13 protein-coding genes, 1 tRNA gene and 1 pseudogene are annotated in these 16,909 nt (G+C 43.5%); 12 read left to right on the top strand and 3 right to left on the bottom strand.

What is annotated here, in order from left to right:
- The first annotated feature begins 68 nt into the window (after window positions 1-68).
- The 5 genes and pseudogenes from GPLA_RS13990 (at window position 69) to GPLA_RS13970 (ending at window position 6,646) form a co-directional block, all read left to right on the top strand.
- Window positions 69-145 (top strand) — tRNA-Val (locus tag GPLA_RS13990).
- A gap of 739 nt (window positions 146-884) precedes the next feature.
- A pseudogene (locus GPLA_RS13985) lies at window positions 885-2,233 on the top strand (porin).
- A 52-nt stretch (window positions 2,234-2,285) separates the two neighbouring features.
- Window positions 2,286-3,911, top strand: coding sequence for a BCCT family transporter (locus tag GPLA_RS13980; RefSeq protein WP_007105579.1), 1,626 nt, complete (start codon window positions 2,286-2,288; stop codon window positions 3,909-3,911).
- Window positions 3,912-3,983: 72 nt separating this feature from the next.
- Window positions 3,984-5,870, top strand: a complete 1,887-nt coding sequence (locus tag GPLA_RS13975) for a DUF294 nucleotidyltransferase-like domain-containing protein (RefSeq protein WP_007105578.1) — start codon at window positions 3,984-3,986, stop codon at window positions 5,868-5,870.
- A 20-nt stretch (window positions 5,871-5,890) separates the two neighbouring features.
- Window positions 5,891-6,646, top strand: coding sequence for a 3'-5' exonuclease (locus GPLA_RS13970; RefSeq protein WP_007105577.1), 756 nt, complete (start codon window positions 5,891-5,893; stop codon window positions 6,644-6,646).
- On the opposite strand, the gene GPLA_RS13965 is transcribed toward GPLA_RS13970, so the two are convergent.
- The 3 genes from GPLA_RS13965 to GPLA_RS13955 form a co-directional block, all read right to left on the bottom strand.
- A complete protein-coding gene (locus GPLA_RS13965; RefSeq protein WP_007105576.1) occupies window positions 6,633-7,676 on the bottom strand; it encodes a DUF3080 family protein in 1,044 nt (347 codons plus the stop codon). The two genes, GPLA_RS13970 and GPLA_RS13965, sit on opposite strands and share 14 nt — an antisense overlap.
- A gap of 9 nt (window positions 7,677-7,685) precedes the next feature.
- A complete protein-coding gene (locus GPLA_RS13960) occupies window positions 7,686-8,429 on the bottom strand; it encodes a pteridine reductase (protein ID WP_007105575.1) in 744 nt (247 codons plus the stop codon).
- 104 nt (window positions 8,430-8,533) lie between these two features.
- Complete coding sequence (locus GPLA_RS13955; RefSeq protein ID WP_007105574.1) at window positions 8,534-9,193, bottom strand: START domain-containing protein; 660 nt, start codon at window positions 9,191-9,193, stop codon at window positions 8,534-8,536.
- A gap of 162 nt (window positions 9,194-9,355) precedes the next feature.
- Here GPLA_RS13955 and thrS point away from each other — a divergent pair, with 162 nt between their 5' ends.
- From thrS to GPLA_RS13920, 7 genes are all read left to right on the top strand, one after another.
- Entirely contained in the window at window positions 9,356-11,272 is a 1,917-nt protein-coding gene (gene thrS, locus GPLA_RS13950) for a threonine--tRNA ligase (RefSeq protein ID WP_007105573.1), read from the top strand.
- A 35-nt stretch (window positions 11,273-11,307) separates the two neighbouring features.
- A complete protein-coding gene (gene infC, locus GPLA_RS13945) occupies window positions 11,308-11,835 on the top strand; it encodes a translation initiation factor IF-3 (protein ID WP_083882069.1) in 528 nt (175 codons plus the stop codon).
- Window positions 11,836-11,952: 117 nt separating this feature from the next.
- Window positions 11,953-12,150: a 50S ribosomal protein L35 gene (rpmI, locus tag GPLA_RS13940; protein ID WP_007105571.1), complete on the top strand. Its 198-nt coding sequence runs from the start codon at window positions 11,953-11,955 to the stop codon at window positions 12,148-12,150.
- A 15-nt stretch (window positions 12,151-12,165) separates the two neighbouring features.
- Window positions 12,166-12,522, top strand: coding sequence for a 50S ribosomal protein L20 (gene rplT, locus GPLA_RS13935; protein WP_007105570.1), 357 nt, complete (start codon window positions 12,166-12,168; stop codon window positions 12,520-12,522).
- 485 nt (window positions 12,523-13,007) lie between these two features.
- On the top strand, window positions 13,008-13,988 hold the full coding sequence (gene pheS / locus GPLA_RS13930; RefSeq protein ID WP_007105569.1) for a phenylalanine--tRNA ligase subunit alpha: 981 nt from the start codon (window positions 13,008-13,010) through the stop codon (window positions 13,986-13,988).
- Window positions 13,989-14,000: 12 nt separating this feature from the next.
- Window positions 14,001-16,388, top strand: coding sequence for a phenylalanine--tRNA ligase subunit beta (pheT, locus tag GPLA_RS13925; RefSeq protein WP_007105568.1), 2,388 nt, complete (start codon window positions 14,001-14,003; stop codon window positions 16,386-16,388).
- A 5-nt stretch (window positions 16,389-16,393) separates the two neighbouring features.
- Complete coding sequence (locus GPLA_RS13920) at window positions 16,394-16,690, top strand: integration host factor subunit alpha (protein WP_007105567.1); 297 nt, start codon at window positions 16,394-16,396, stop codon at window positions 16,688-16,690.
- Window positions 16,691-16,909 lie beyond the last annotated feature (219 nt).

Below are 16,909 nucleotides of genomic sequence, written 5' to 3'. Positions count from 1 at the left end.
CAGTCACCCATAAGCATCGTTATTATACGCGCCGCTTCGAGGGATTCCTCAGCAAGTTTCTACACAGTGCGTCCGTAGCTCAGTTGGTTAGAGCACTACCTTGACATGGTAGGGGTCGGATGTTCGAGTCATCTCGGACGCACCATTTCTTAAGTTTTCATTTTCAGCTTGTTTGTACAATTTACAATATTGTTTCTTTCTTACTGATCTTAGTTAACTCGTGTGTATTAATTTAGCCTATTCAAGATATAGCATTTGATATTTCTCATTTATTTATTCGTATACTAATTGTTTTACTTTCAGTCAATTTCCTTTTGTTTATTCATTCCTTTCTGACTTTTTGTCTATTTCTTATTTTAAAATGTGAACTTGTTGATTTTGTTTTGAAATCATTCGTTATATTCTTAATACTTTGTTTTTAAAATGTTTTATTTAGGTTTTGGGGAGGTGGATTTCTCTGGTTTATGTGAACAAAAAACACAAGTGTGTTAAGATTTCACGCTTGTTGTGATGTTATTTTTAGCGCTATTGATAGAGTATTTATTTATCTAAATAGTGTGTTGATTGGCGCATAATGAGTTCTGTTCGATGTATTTTTGGTTGTTTTCTCTATTGAGACACGACTGGTGTGCATTTTGCTATATCTAGCTAATTACCAGCGGCGAACCGGACAAATGTTTGCTTTACCCTATGGTTTCGTTAAAAGCGAATTTTATAACACCCAGAACAGGTTGGGGCACTTTCTCTATCCGTTCAAATAATAATAAGTAGCAATAAGCGATATGTGGAGGCTTTACACCCACGATACGTTTAATTGCTGTCACAAGGACGTAGTTTTAACACGAGGTACCAAAATTCAAATTAATATCGTCAAAGGAAATAGCATGAGACTCACACAGTGTATCGGACCGGCCCTGTTATCAGGTGTAATGGCGAGCTCTTTCAGCACATCAGCTGTAGAAGTAAGCGCGCAAGAACTGGCGACACTTAAAGCACAAATTTCTGCATTGCAAGCTCGACTAGAGCAGCTCGAAAATCAATCCTCCGTAGCCAATAGTGACACTGCTGGCCAGCCTGCCTCTTCAGATCAGCAATCGACTGAGTCTGTTGATCTAGCCGAGCAAAAAAAATCGCAGGAATCAAATACGACTGAGGTAGCAGAGCCTGAAAATAGCGACGGAATTGAATTCGGTGGCGCTATTCGTACCAATTATAGCTACACCTCTTATGATGATGGCAATAAAAACCGTGGTGGTGATTTCGACTTCGATATTTTTCGCATCAACATGAGCGGTGAAGTGGGCGGCGTAACTTTAAACAGCGAAATCGGTTTTTTGATTACATGACGGCCATAAAATATGCTTATGCTGGGTACCAGTTTAGCGAAAATTGGCAAGTGCAAGCTGGTATCACCAAAGTGCCTTTTGGCAATCAAGCCTATAATTCGCAGAATTATTTTTTCAGTACTAACTATTACCTTGGTTTAGAAGACGACTTCGATTTAGGGGTCGTGTTTAAGCGCAGTATTGCCGATAACTGGCAGCTTGATCTCGGTTTTTTCAAAAATGATGAACTGGGTGGTGTTGATGGTTACGTAGATAATCGCTCAGATCGTTATTCATATGATATTGTGGGCATTAGAAATGACGGCGACGGCATTTATGATGAGCCAACGGAGGGACTCGGAGAATACAATACGCTTGCAGGGCGCTTTGCCTACTATTTTACAACGGGTGAGGTGAAGACTGAGGTAGGTGTATCTGCATTACAAGGGGGGATTCATAATGGAGAGCGCCGGGCAGGGGATTACCAAGCTTGGGCATTTCATACCAGCAGCCAATATCGTAACTGGCATCTTCAATTTCAGCACAGTCAATATGATTACGATATCGGCCAAGCGGATAGGCTCGCAGTGGGGGCATATTCATTTTATGACTCGATTGCAGCAGATGCTAAATCTACCACATTGAATATTGCATACGACATGGCTGTCGATTTTGGTCCGGTGACCGACCTGCAATTCTATAACAATTTTGGATTAGTCTATGACAAGTCCGACAACAGTGAAAACACCATGATGAATGTGTTGGGAATGTCTGTTGCTGCGGGAGGCTTATTTACCTATTTCGATTTTGTGCATGCTAAAAATCAACCCTTTGTCGGCGGCAGTGCGTCGGGCAATAGTGATGAAACAGAGCAACGCTTTAACATCAACATTGGTTATTACTTCTAGCAAATTTGCTGAATGAGCATGTTGATATACGTTTTTATAAAAGGATATTTTGATGAAAGAAAATAAAGATCCGATGATACCGGACGGGGAAGTCAACCCCATTGATACTGATTATCAGGTAGGGCAAGACAACATAGTGGTTAATGTTGGGCCTTTTGGCTTGGATATACACAACCGCGTTTTTGCTGTGTCAGGCTTAATGGTTATTGCTTTTGTTGCTTTGACCTTGATGTTTCAAACGGAAGCCGAACCTTTTTTTGGTGATATCCGTAATTGGTTGACGGGTAACCTCGATGGTTTCTTTATGACCGCGGCCAATATTTTCGTTATTTTGTGTTTGGTGTTAGTCATATCCCCTCTGGGCCGTGTGCGTTTAGGTGGGACAGAAGCCAAACCCGATTATAGTTATGCGGGTTGGTTCTCTATGCTTTTTGCCGCTGGCATGGGTATCGGCTTGATGTATTATGGCGTTAGTGAGCCATTAGGTCACTTTGGTACCGCGTTCGCTGGGCCAGTATTTGAAAATGGTGTGCGTATTGATTACGCCCCGCTAGGTGGTGCATTAGGTGATGCCGCGGGCGCTGAAAGTCTCGCCATGGCAGCATCTATATATCATTGGGCGCTTCACCCTTGGGCTATTTACGCCATAATGGCACTCGGATTGGCGCTATTTTCTTTCAACAAAGGTTTACCTTTAACCATACGCTCGGTCTTCTACCCCATTTTAGGGGAGCGCGTTTGGGGTTGGCCAGGGCACATCATCGATATTCTTGCTATTTTAGCGACCTTGTTTGGTCTAGCCACGTCATTGGGGTTGGGCGCTTCACAGGCAGCGGCAGGTCTGAATTCAGTCTTTGGTATACCCCTAGGTGAAACGACGGAAATATTATTAGTGGTCGGCATAACATCACTCGCGCTCTTTTCTGTTGTGGCAGGTCTTGATGCAGGCGTGAAAAAACTATCGCAAATTAATATGGTGCTAGCGGTATTGCTTGTGTTCTTCGTATTGGTTGTTGGACCGACCATCGCCATATTTACCGGCTTCTTCGACAATGTGGTGTCTTATATACGTTATTTGCCTGAGTTAGCGAATCCGGTAGGCCGTGAAGATACTGGCTTTGCCACAGGCTGGACGGCGTTCTACTGGGCTTGGTGGATTTCTTGGAGTCCTTTTGTCGGTATGTTTATCGCTCGAGTTTCTCGTGGTCGAACAGTACGTGAATTTATTATCTCGGTTTTGCTGATACCTTCTTTAGCGTGTGCTTTTTGGATGACAGTATTCGGTAGTACAGCGATTAAACAAGTTGTGGTCGATGGGTATGAGACAGCAGTTAATGCAGATTTGCCGTTGCAATTATTCGCTGTACTAGAAGGATTACCTTTGGCTAATATTACCTCGTTTATTGCGATAATATTGGTTGTGGTGTTCTTTGTGACCTCATCGGACTCAGGCTCATTGGTAATCGACGTTATCTCTGCTGGAGGCAAGGTTGAATCACCTACACCACAACGTGTTTTTTGGTGTGCGTTTGAAGGACTGGTCGCTATTTCACTAATTTTGGGCGGCGGACTTATTGCTTTACAAGCGATGGCGGTATCCACTGGATTTCCGTTCACCATTGTATTGCTTATTGCCGCGTTTTCCATGGTAAAAGGCTTGATGTCTGAACCGCGCTAATCCATAGGTTTAGTTATACAAATCCAGCCCTTTGGCTGGATTTGTCATTTTTACGCAATAAAGTGAGCTTACATGGCTACTGAACAAGTTGAAGTCACCGATTTTTTTCAACGGCATAAACCGTTTTCAGATTTACCTACCCAGGAGCTGTCCCATGTGGCCTCTCGGGTTGAAATCGCCTATTACAAAGCGGGCGTACCTATTCTCACGTTTGGTCAAGACAACGACCAATGGTTTGTTATTCGCAGCGGTGCAGTCGAAGTGTTCCGCCGCGATGGTGAGTTGTATAACCGCTTAGGTGAAGGAAATTTCTTTGGAGAGTTGGGCATTATGCGTAATCGTCCTGTGCGCTTTCCAGTCGTGGCCCTTGAAGACACCCTTGTTTATCTCATCGATGCTGAAACGTTCAATCATCTTTTTGACAATGACGAGCAATTTGCTGATTTTGTTGAAGTGGAAGACCGCAGTCGCCTACGTGATTCTAATGCGGACAGAAAAGACAATAATTCGTTGCTGACAGCGAAAGTTGAAAAATTAATCGATCAATTACCATTGATCCTTCCGCCTACCACCACAGTGCAAGAAGCGGCAGTGCGCATGACCGAAGAAGGTGTATCTTCGGTTCTGATCTCCAAGGAACACAACGCTGACAATATTGAGCGAGATAATGATGTTGTTATCGGTATTGTCACCGACGTGGATATTCGTAGTCGACTGGTTGCCAAAGGATTAGATTTATCTGCGCCGGTGACGGATATTATGACGTCACAATTAACCAGTGTGCAGAGTCATCAATATGTGTTTGAGGCCATGATGTTAATGCTCAAACATAAGGTTATGCATTTACCTGTGCTTAAAAAATCCCAGCCTATCGGTCTGATAAGCCACCAAGATATTTTACGTTATGAATCCCAGAATAGTTTATTTGTGGTTAAGAGTATTTTTAGCGCACAAAATGTTGATGAATTAGCTGCGCTGACAGGTGAAGTGCGGGGCTGCTTCTCGAGGATGGTTCACGAAGATGCCAATTCACAAATGATTGGTAGTGCTATGGCTGTGATAGGGCGAAGTTTTAAGCAACGACTACTTGAATTGGCAGAACAAAAGTTTGGCCCTGCACCGATACCCTATTGCTTTTTAGCCCTTGGCTCTATGGCCAGAGATGAACAATTGATTGTGACGGATCAGGATAACGCACTGGTGCTGGATAATCGCTTTGACCCCCAAGTGCACGATGAATATTTCAGCGCGTTGGCGAATTTTGTATGTGATGGGCTCGATCGTTGTGGCTACAGTTATTGTACTGGGGGCATTATGGCGACCAATAAAAAGTGGCGTCAGCCCTTAAAAGTATGGGAGCAATATTTTAGTCAGTGGGTTGATCACCCCACGCCTGAAACATTATTACACAGCGCCATATTCTTTGACCTCGATGGTGTGTGGGGCAAGAAAGTTTGGGCTGATATGTTGAATCAACTGATCCGTAAAAAGGCTTATAAAAATTCACGTTTTCTAGCTTGTATGGCGCGAAATGCACTACTACGCACACCGCCATTAGGTTTCTTTAAAGACTTCGTGATGGAGACTGATGGGCGTCAAACCAATTCGATTAACATGAAGCGACGTGGCACGGCACCCATCGCTGATTTAATTCGTGTTCACGCTTTGTCTGTTGGGGCAAATGGACGCAATAGTTTTGCCCGTTTGCATGATGTGATTGACGCAAAAATACTGCCGCCCGGTCGCGGGGTTGACTTAAGGGATGCACTTGAATTTATTGCCATGGTGCGCATTCGTCATCAAGCATTTGATTTAGATATGCAGCGCGAGCCTGATAACGATATTGAACCTGAGTACTTATCAGACTTTGAGCGAAAAAACCTGCGGGATGCGTTTCAAATTTTAAGTGATGCACAAAAATATATGAAATATCGCTATCAACCCGGTCGCCATTTGTAGTTCAGCTTTAAGAGGCATAGATGTTTTACTTAGATAAAAATGCGCTACAAGATAAACCCACGTTGAAACCCTTAGGTGGACAATTCGATTGGTCTAGCGAATTTTCCAAGCGTTATAAAAATGCTCGTTACCCTGCGCTTAAACAATATTATGCTCAAGGTGCGGTGTCTGCAGATACGCCTATTTGCGACGTGCCGCTGGTTGCACTGGATTTTGAAACCACTGGGCTTAACCCTAAAACGGATAGTATTGTCAGCATTGGGCTTGTGGCGTTAACGACGCAGCGTATACGCTGCGCTGAAGCGAAACACTGGATCATTAAACCGGATACTGAGCTTAAAACAAAATCTGTGGTGATCCATGGGATTACCCATTCTGACGTCGCCAGCGCACCTAGTTTTAACTCAGTATTAGACGAGTTACTGCTCCACCTGCAAGGTAAAATTGTGGTTGCTCATCATAAGGATATTGAAACACGCTTTTTAAATTCGGCCTTGCAACACTATATAGGAGAAGAAATTGTTTTTCCTTGCATTGATACTATGGCCTTAGAAGCGCGTTTTTCCCGTACGCTAAAACGCACTTTTATGCGCAGTTTACTTGGTAAAAAAACGCCCTCTATTCGCCTCACCGATTGCCGTGCACGATATCATCTGCCTTATTATCGTCAACATAATGCATTGACGGATGCATTGGCGTGTGCAGAGTTATTGCAAGCGCAAGTCTCCACATATTACCCTGACGAAACATCACCCGTGTCCGCTATTTGGTGCTGACCCTTGGCGAGATAGAGCAGTGCTTAAAAAGCTGTTGCCAGAACAGCACATGCTCTTGTATCGCCTGTTGATAAGCGCTAAAGCTAATCTGACTATGCTGGGCGAGAAACTGACGAAACTGAGGGGTTAACTCTGGCTGTTGGCTCATCGATTGGTACAAAGGAAGCAGTGTATATTGGACATTATTCAACTGCCCAGCAATAGGTTGTATCTTCTCTATGAACCACAGTGTGAATACGTTTTTTAAATAGAGGATATTCTGGCTTGCTTGCCCATCGGGGCATTTGGTTAATAAGTTTTGTTGCTTGAGCCAGGTGGTGGTAGTCGTTAATTCATTGGTCATCAGTGCTTGGGTCCGCCAAGCCTTAGCGGGTAAGTGTAGTTTCGACAATTGTTGCAGATGCTGCTCCAATTCGGCGGGGACGAGGATTACCTGGGGATGTTGCTTTAGTTGTAATAAATAGGTTAGGGCGCTTTGTGTTTGCTGGATATCCGATGAACTTAGGGAAGTGATAAAATCACTGTTGTTACCTAAGGCATTGATGATTTCATCACTGGTTTGTATGAGGTTGGCCCATACAAGTGGCAATATTCGACGTTTTTGCGTGATCCAACTTTCTAAATTAACGCGCTGTTCTGGCATTAATTGTATGCAATGTGCCAAAGCTGAAAGCATGTTACGTTCATATAGATAACGAACTGACGGTAATTGTGTGCGTCCTAGGGGGGTGTTTCGCTGGGCAATGAGGACATTCACTTCACATTTATTAAGGGCGAAGAACTGCTTAACGTCTATTTGCGGTATTTCAATGGCCGAGACTAGTTCGCGCTTTGATGGGTAGTTAAGGGTAATGGTACCGTCATTTGAATTCGCTTCAAAAGGAGTGTCGAGCACATTTGCCATACGTTGCTGGTATTCATTAAACACCTGAGCGAGGTTGTTTTTCCCGCAACCGAAAAGCGTGCTGGTTAACAGAACAAGCACGCATAATGCCACCAGTTTAACATTAGACAATGTAATGTGCGTCATGACGGGCGGTTAGACTTTATGACTCGATACAACACTGCGACCACCATCGACCGAAATAATTTGCCCTGTAACGTAGCGAGCATCACATAGATAATGAATGGCCTGGGCAATATCCTCAGGTTTGCCTAGCGATTTAGCTGGTATTTGGCGTAATACTTGCTCTTTATCTTGTTCTGTTAAGGCTTGTTCTGGCCATAAAATAGCACCAGGAGCAACACCGTTGACACGTACTTCTGGCGCTAGCTCAATAGCTAATGATTTTGTCATAGTGACCAGGGCGGCTTTTGCCATACTGTAAACTGTATGGTCTTTGAGTGGCCTATCTGCGTGAATATCTACCATGTTAATAATAACGCCTTGGTGTATAGCTAGGCTGGGGGCTAAATACTGAGCTAAAAATAATGGAGCCTGTACATTACTACCAAAGAGGTCTTGCCAATGGGCTAGGGTAATTTTGCCCAAAGGCGTTGGGTAAAATGATGATGCGTTATTGACCAGCACGTCAATACGGCCAAACGCGTTGACGACTTGCTCTGCTAAAGATTCAAGCCCTTCAATTGCGCACAAGTCAGCCACGACTAAGCTAGCTGAATTTTCACGTCGAGCGTTTAATGTGCTTAATAATGCGTGTGCGGTTTCGGTAGAGTGATGGCAATGAAGCACAATATTGAAACCTGCATTGTGTAAGTATGATGCAGTCGTTGCTCCAATACGTTTAGCGCTGCCTGTGATGAATGCGACTTTAACTGACATACTACTCCGGATAGTGTGAGATGAATGGATACTGTGTGGTTCGAAATAGCTTTAGCTAGGTTTCGTTATATGGTGACTTCAAACATATGAACTAGTAGTCAAAACTAAAAATCTTGCCCAGAACCTGATGCATTATCTAGCTGTTTATGGATGTTTTCAAACGTTTCGCCCATAGACGATATCAATGTGCGGTTTGCTAACCAAGTGGGGATTTTGCCACCAGGGTCTGCTCGGCCAATATACTCAATGGACAGCAACCCCTGCGTGACAGGTTTAAGTACCCATTGTCCGCTGATGTGTTGGATACGCACATAACCTTGAGTGAGCGGGTATTGATCACCCATGTCGGTGATATCGATATGCAATATATCGTTAGTGTAGTAACTCACAGATTTGGTCACCATGTCTCTGTCTTCAATTGGCCAAGGTGCATTGAATTTCGTATGCACGATACGTGTATTGCTATCTAAAGCGTTTAAAACGGTGACATTTTGGCAGTTTGCAATCCACTTAGAGGCATTTTGGGTATCGTCCAATAATTGTAAAAAATCATCAGGTACCGCGTGTATTTGGGTTACGCCTCTTACCTCAAGGTGATTATCTTGGGTATGTCGTTGGTATACAGCGACGTTTTGATTTTTAGACACTAGCGTCCATTTTGCCTCTAAGTCGAGCGTTTGCGCTTGTGCGGAGCACATTAGGCTAAACAAACTTATAAAAGTGGCCAAAACAGGTGATAGATTGAATTTGAATGGCGATTGCATAGTTTGAACAATTTTCGTTATAATGTGCAGCTGTTCTGATGGTAGCAGAACGCAAGACTTCACACCTGTTAGCGGTGTTTTTTATTTTATACCTGCGAGTTAATCGCAATACAGAATTTGCATGTGGCGCTTGGTAGGCGTCACCACTGCACAAGGATTATTATGCCCATTATTACACTCCCTGACGGCAGTCAACGCCAATTTGATAACGCAGTTTCAGTACTAGATGTAGCGAATGACATTGGCCCTGGTTTAGCCAAAGCCACCATCGCCGGTAAGGTAAACGGTGTTCGCGTAGACGCCTGTGACCTTATTGAGCAAGATGCGCAGCTGCAAATTATTACGGCGAAAGATGACGATGGGCTCGAAATTATTCGTCACTCATGTGCGCACTTAATCGGTCACGCCATCAAGCAATTATGGCCGGATGTGAAAATGGCTATTGGGCCGACTATCGATAACGGATTTTATTACGACATCGATATGGAACATTCGCTAAATGACGAAGATTTAATCAAGCTTGAAAAACGCATGCTTGAATTAGCTAAAACGAATTACGATGTGGTAAAAAAAGTCGGCAGTTGGCAAGAAGCACGGGATACATTCGAAGCCCGTGGTGAAGGTTACAAGCTTCAGATCTTAGATGAAAATATTCCTAAAGATGCCACACCCGCTTTGTACCATCATGATGAATACGTGGATATGTGCCGGGGTCCTCATGTACCTAATATGCGTTTTTGCCAGCATTTCAAATTAATGAAAGTGGCGGGTGCTTATTGGCGTGGTAATAGCGACAATAAAATGTTGCAACGCGTTTACGGCACAGCTTGGGCAGATAAAAAACAACTGAAGGCGTATTTAAATCGCTTAGAAGAAGCGGAAAAGCGCGATCACCGTAAAATAGGTAAATCATTGGATTTATTCCATTGGCAAGAAGAGGCACCGGGAATGGTGTTTTGGCATAACGACGGTTGGACTATTTACACTCAGCTTGAAAAGTTTATTCGTGAACGTTTGGGTGATTATGACTATGACGAAGTAAAAGGCCCATTGATGATGGACCGCTCGTTGTGGGAAAAATCCGGCCACTGGGAAAAGTATGCTGAAAATATGTTCACAACTGAATCAGAAAAACGTGAATATGCTATCAAACCAATGAACTGTCCTGGTCATGTACAGATTTTTAACCAAGGCCTTAAGTCTTACCGTGATTTGCCGCTACGTATGGCCGAGTTTGGTTGTTGTCACCGTAATGAGCCATCAGGTGCGCTGCATGGTTTAATGCGGGTACGTGGTTTCACCCAGGACGATGCGCATATTTTTTGTACTGAAGAGCAAATCCTTGCAGAAGTGAGTGGCTGTATCAAAATGGTGTACGAAACCTATCGTACTTTCGGTTTTGATAAGATAGTTGTTAAGCTTTCAACCCGTCCTGAAAAACGCGTTGGCTCAGATGCTATTTGGGATAAATCAGAGGCTGCGCTGGCTGAAGCACTTAAAGCGAATGACGTTGAATTTGACTATCAACCAGGCGAAGGCGCGTTTTACGGTCCGAAAATTGAATTTACTTTGCATGATTGTTTAGATCGTGCGTGGCAATGTGGTACTGTACAGCTCGATTTTTCGATGCCTGAGCGTTTAGGCTCAACTTATGTTGCCGAAGATGGTGATCGTAAAGTACCGGTGATGATTCACCGAGCTATTTTAGGTTCACTTGAACGTTTCATTGGCATTTTGACCGAAGAGTATGCGGGCTCGTTCCCACTTTGGTTAGCGCCGACACAGGCGGTTGTTATGAATATTACTGACAATCAGAGTGAATATGCGCAAAAAGTAGTCAAAAAACTAAAAGAAAATGGATTTAGAGCCAAGTCAGACTTGAGAAATGAGAAGATAGGCTTTAAGATCCGCGAGCACACGCTTAGGCGTGTCCCGTATTTGCTTGTAGTCGGTGATAAAGAAATAGAAGCTGGCGAAATAGCAGTACGTTCACGCAAAGGCGATGATCTAGGTAAGATGTCGGTCGATGCTTTCATTGAATTGGCTTGTGAACAGATCAAAAGCAAACAAATTCAGTAAATTTCGTGGAGGAATAACATATTAAAGGCGCTAACATTAAGGCTAAAGATTCGGGTAAAGCTCGGATTAACGAAGAAATTACATTAAATGAAGTTCGTTTGGTTGGTAAGGATGGGGAGCAGATTGGCGTTGTATCAATCACTGAAGCTCTCGAGATGGCTGAGCAACATAGTTTAGATTTGGTTGAAATTAGCCCTAATGCAGAGCCACCTGTATGTAAGGTAATGGATTACGGAAAATTCATCTTCGAAAAGAGTAAAGCTCAGAAAGAGCAGAAAAAGAAACAAAAGCAAATTCAGGTCAAGGAGATTAAATTTCGCCCTGGCACTGATGAAGGCGATTACCAGGTAAAACTGCGCAACCTGCGTCGCTTTCTAGAAGGTGGTGATAAGGCTAAAGTAACGATCCGCTTCCGCGGCCGTGAAATGGCTCATCAAGATATCGGTATTGATCTACTTAATCGTGTTAAAAGCGATTTAGAAGACATTGCTAACTGCGAATCCTTCCCTAATCGGGTTGAAGGCCGTCAGATGATCATGGTGCTCGCCCCAATTAAGAAGTAATTAAGGTCTACAAGTAGACAGGGCACTGCACCCTTGCTCACCTTATTACACTATATGTAACTACGACTTACTGTTTCTGCAAAGCAGTTTAGTCATTAACAATGCGGAGTTTTAGCAATGCCTAAAATGAAAACAAACCGTGGAGCTGCCAAGCGTTTTAGAAAAACCGCTTCAGGTCGTTTCAAAAGCAAGCAGTCTCACTTGCGTCATATTTTGACTAAAAAGAGCTCTAAGCGTAAACGTCACCTTCGTGGCAAGAAATTGGTCCATGTAGCTGACACAGCGTTGATTCAACGCATGTTACCTTACGTTTAAGAGAGGAATTAGAATATGGCAAGAGTAAAACGTGGTGTTGTTGCACGTGCCCGACATAAAAAGGTACTAAAGCAAGCCAAAGGTTATTACGGAGCTCGTAGTCGAGTTTATCGCGTTGCTGTTCAAGCAGTAACGAAAGCTGGTCAATACGCTTATCGTGACCGTCGTCAGAAGAAACGTCAATTCCGCCAATTGTGGATTGCCCGTATCAATGCTGCGGCTCGTCAAAATGGTATGTCTTACAGCCGTTTCATTAACGGTCTTAAGAAGGCGTCTGTTGAAATCGATCGTAAGATTTTGGCTGACATCGCAGTGCATGACAAAAACGCATTTAGCGCATTAGTAAATGCCGCTAAAGGTGCATTAGCTTAATTAATTAACAATTAAGTTTAAGTTCTTTCGAAGAACGGCGAGCGGGAAGCTCGCCGTTTTTTTTGTTTAAAATTTACACCTAAACTAGCAAATTTAATGCACCCTGAGTATGTTAATACCAAGTGACACTGCCAATTTAACATCCCGCTAATTACGTCACTTGCTCTTAAGTAACAGATGTAAGCTGCTGTAGAAGGCTTGAACTTGAGCTACCAACATTACCCAAAACACCTTTTTTAAATACGAGGATCTAACAAAAACTAATCTGCTTACAGAAGGTATGTTCAATCTTCTTTTTCGTGGGCAGCATGTCTAGGTATTTTTAAAATTATCCAGAAAAAGTGTTTAATATCCGTACTTTCCAGCAATTTCATCTAGCCTCAGCCTGTTACTTTCGTGTAGAATTACCGGTTCTTTCAAAATGTCCAGCCATGTTTTTAGATCTATGGTGGGTGACTCAATATTTAATCCAATTCGAGGAAACTATGGATCTTGATGCCATAATCAAAGAGGCTGAAACGCAAATCAACGTCGCGCAAGATGCAAACACGCTTGATGCGGTTCGCGTTGACTTCATGGGCAAGAAAGGCCGAATGACTGAATTACTTAAAGGTTTAGGTAAACTGTCTAATGAAGAACGCCCTGCGGCAGGTCAAAAAATTAATTTGGCCAAGCAGCAAATTCAGCAGATGATCCATCAAAGAGGCGAGCTGTTACGTGAGCAAGAGATGAACAGCAAACTTGCTGCTGAATCTATCGATGTTTCATTGCCAGGCCGTTCAACCGAACTAGGTGGCTTACATCCAGTCACGCGCACGATCAATCGTATTGAAAGCTTTTTTGCGGAATTGGGTTTTAGCGTTAAAACCGGTCCTGAAATCGAAGATGGCTTTCACAACTTTGATGCGTTGAATATTCCTGCGAACCATCCAGCACGCGCAGACCACGACACATTTTATTTTAACCCTGACGTAATGCTGAGAACGCAAACTTCAGGTGTCCAAATTCGCACCATGGAAACGGAGCAGCCGCCATTACGCATTATCTCCCCTGGGCGGGTTTATCGTAATGATTACGATCAAACACATACTCCTATGTTTCATCAAGTTGAAGGTTTGATGGTAGATAAAAATGTTAGTTTCACTCAATTGAAAGGCATACTTCACGACTTTTTAAACAATTTCTTTGAAGCTGATTTACAAGTGCGTTTTCGCCCATCTTACTTTCCGTTTACAGAGCCCTCTGCAGAAGTGGATGTGATGGGTAAAAACGGTAAATGGCTGGAAGTTCTTGGCTGTGGAATGGTTCATCCTAACGTACTGCGAGCGGTGAATATCGATCCTGAAATATACACAGGCTTTGCGTTTGGCATGGGAGTTGAACGACTCACTATGTTGCGTTACGGCGTGAATGATTTACGCGCATTTTTCGAAAACGATCTTCGTTTTCTTAAGCAGTTTAAGTAAGGGCAGGATAGTATGAAATTCAGTGAAAAATGGCTGAGAGAATGGGTGAATCCTGAAATCTCTACTGAGCAGCTTGCAGACCAAATCACTATGGCCGGCCTTGAAGTCGACGGTATCGAGCCCGTGGCTGGCGAATTCAGTGGTGTGGTAGTGGGAGAAGTGGTTGAATGCGCCCAACATCCGGATGCAGATAAGCTACGCGTAACCAAAATTAATGTGGGTGACGATGAGTTAATTGATATTGTTTGTGGTGCACCTAATTGTCGTCAAGGACTGAAAGTCGCGGTCGCTAAAGTTGGCGCAGTATTACCTGGCAATTTCAAAATTAAAAAAGCTAAATTGCGTGGCCAACCTTCATTTGGCATGTTGTGTAGCTTTTCTGAGTTGGGTATTTCCGATGATCATGATGGCATATTAGAATTGCCAGTTGATGCTCCTGTGGGTCAAGACTTACGTGAATATTTAGATTTAGACGACGTTAGCATTGAAGTGGACTTAACGCCGAATCGTGCTGATTGTTTAGGTATGCGAGGCTTAGCACGTGAAGTCGGTGTGTTGAATCAACGCAGTGTTGATCTGCCAGTCTATGGTGAGGTGAGCGCAAGTATTGACGATGTGAGAGGAGTATCATTAGCCGCTCCTCAAGCCTGTCCGCGTTATTTAGGTCGCGTCATTAAGAATATTAATGTGAGGGCACCGTCTCCTTTGTGGTTGCAGGAAAAACTACGTCGCAGCGGCGTGCGCAGCATTGATGCTGTGGTAGATGTAACTAACTTCGTATTGCTTGAGCTGGGTCATCCTATGCATGCATTTGATAACGATAAGTTGTCTGGTGACATAGTGATACGTATGGCAAAGCAAGATGAAGAACTAGTCTTGTTAGATGAAGCTAAGGTTAAACTCAATAGTAATACCTTAGTGATCGCGGATCAGGATAACGCCTTGGCGATGGCGGGTATCTTTGGCGGGTTGGCTTCTGGCGTCACGACTGACAGTAAAAATATCTTTTTGGAAAGTGCCTTTTTCGCACCTGATGCCATTATGGGCAAAGCACGTCAATATGGTTTACATACTGATGCGTCGCACCGCTATGAACGTGGAGTCGATCCGCAGATGCAACGCCAGGCCATGGAGCGTGCAACCGCATTGTTATTAGATATTGTCGGCGGCGAAGCGGGTCCTGTTGTCGAGGCGTTTGACGACGAGCATATTCCACCAGTTAAAGGCGTGGTACTTCGCGCATCACGTCTTGCACGTGTTCTAGGTATCGATATTGAAGCGAGTGTAGTAGGGGATATTCTGAGTCGCTTGGGGCTAAACGCCCAAGAGTCAAACGGCCTATGGCAAGTGAGTGTTCCTGCCTATCGTTTTGATATTTCTATAGAAGAAGACTTGATTGAAGAAATCGCTCGTGTGTACGGCTATAACAATATCCCTAATCTGGCACCTAGTGCCGAATTACGTATGTCGGGCCGTAAAGAGCAAGTTCTGGACGTGAACGAATTGAAATTCACCTTGGTGAATCGCGATTATCAAGAAGCAATAACGTACTCGTTTGTTGATCCTAAGGTGCAAAGTAAATTGTATCCTGAAATTGATGCGATTGTGTTACCACACCCTATTTCTGCGGATATGTCAGCTATGCGAGTTAGTGCATGGACAGGTCTTTTGCAGGCGGTTTCTTATAACCAAAAACGTCAACAAAGTCGTGTTCGTTTGTTTGAGACAGGTTTGCGTTTTATACCAGATACGTCTCAACAAATGGGCGTACGCCAAGAAATGGTATTCTCAGGAGTCCTCGCTGGAAACCTACATGATGCAAACTGGGATCGGGCGGATAAGCCGGTAGACTTTTTTGATGCCAAAGCAGATGTAGAGGCGTTACTGAGCCAAGTAGCACCGATAGACACATTCCGCTTTGAAACAACTGAGCATAGTGCATTGCACCCAGGACAAAGTGCGGCGATTTATCGTGGTGATACCTTTATTGGTTTACTTGGCGCAGTGCACCCTAAGTTTGAGAAATTGCTTGGCTTAAATGGCCGTGTATTTGCCTTTGAATTAGAAATCTCTGGTTTTGGGGATAAAAAATTACCTGAAGCTAAAGAAATTTCGAAATTTCCTGCAAATCGACGTGACATTGCTATCGTAGTAGACGATGATAAAGTTGTTGGTGAAATTTTAGATTGCATCCAAAAATTTGGCGTAAATCAACTAGTTGGCCTAAACTTGTTCGACATCTATCGGGGGAAAGGCATTGAGCCAGGATTTAAGAGTCTGGCGATTTCATTGACTTTACAAGATATGACTAGAACGCTTGAAGAAGCAGAAATTCAAGCTGTGGTCGATGGTATTCTGGCTGAGTTGTCAGATCAATTTGGGGCTACATTGAGGGATTGACGGATATGGCGTTAACCAAAGCCGAAATGGCGGAACATTTATTTGAAAAGTTAGGAATGAACAAGAGAGATGCCAAAGATCTTGTTGAAGCATTTTTCGAAGAGGTCCGTGAGGCATTGGAATCAGGTGAGCAAGTTAAGCTATCTGGTTTTGGTAACTTTGATTTACGACTGAAGAGCGAGCGACCTGGGCGTAATCCTAAAACGGGTGAAGATATCCCCATTAAGGCAAGACGCGTAGTAACGTTTCGACCTGGTCAAAAGCTCAAGAGCCGTGTAGAAAATACGAAACCGACTGAATAAATACAGTCCGTTTTAAGAACTAGTCCGCTGTCTAAAATTAGCCTGCGGACTTTTTTTGTCTGGAATATACTATTTTTGCCCGTAACCGATACAGTTTCATGTTTTGAAGGCAAGGGCCTTGCTCACTTTGCCTAACTATGCTTGATGCCTATTTTGCAGCTTCTATACCCATGTCAGCGCAGAGTATTAGTCCATTCTGGCCTCTCCTGTATCGAATGA

Source organism: Paraglaciecola polaris LMG 21857, from assembly GCF_000315055.1.
In the GTDB taxonomy this organism is placed as follows: Bacteria; Pseudomonadota; Gammaproteobacteria; order Enterobacterales; family Alteromonadaceae; genus Paraglaciecola; species Paraglaciecola polaris.
Note: the sequence above shows the minus strand (reverse complement) of the source record. Positions and strands in the feature narration are given on the sequence as shown.

Coding starts and splice junctions, on each gene's coding strand:
- GPLA_RS13975 (WP_007105578.1), top strand. CDS start 3,984: ATGGCTACTGAACAAGTTGAAGTCACCGATTTTTTTCAACGGCATAAA.
- thrS (WP_007105573.1), top strand. CDS start 9,356: ATGCCCATTATTACACTCCCTGACGGCAGTCAACGCCAATTTGATAAC.
- rplT (WP_007105570.1), top strand. CDS start 12,166: ATGGCAAGAGTAAAACGTGGTGTTGTTGCACGTGCCCGACATAAAAAG.
- rpmI (WP_007105571.1), top strand. CDS start 11,953: ATGCCTAAAATGAAAACAAACCGTGGAGCTGCCAAGCGTTTTAGAAAA.
- GPLA_RS13955 (WP_007105574.1), bottom strand. CDS start 9,193: ATGCAATCGCCATTCAAATTCAATCTATCACCTGTTTTGGCCACTTTT.
- GPLA_RS13920 (WP_007105567.1), top strand. CDS start 16,394: ATGGCGTTAACCAAAGCCGAAATGGCGGAACATTTATTTGAAAAGTTA.
- GPLA_RS13970 (WP_007105577.1), top strand. CDS start 5,891: ATGTTTTACTTAGATAAAAATGCGCTACAAGATAAACCCACGTTGAAA.
- GPLA_RS13980 (WP_007105579.1), top strand. CDS start 2,286: ATGAAAGAAAATAAAGATCCGATGATACCGGACGGGGAAGTCAACCCC.
- pheS (WP_007105569.1), top strand. CDS start 13,008: ATGGATCTTGATGCCATAATCAAAGAGGCTGAAACGCAAATCAACGTC.
- GPLA_RS13960 (WP_007105575.1), bottom strand. CDS start 8,429: ATGTCAGTTAAAGTCGCATTCATCACAGGCAGCGCTAAACGTATTGGA.
- pheT (WP_007105568.1), top strand. CDS start 14,001: ATGAAATTCAGTGAAAAATGGCTGAGAGAATGGGTGAATCCTGAAATC.
- GPLA_RS13965 (WP_007105576.1), bottom strand. CDS start 7,676: ATGACGCACATTACATTGTCTAATGTTAAACTGGTGGCATTATGCGTG.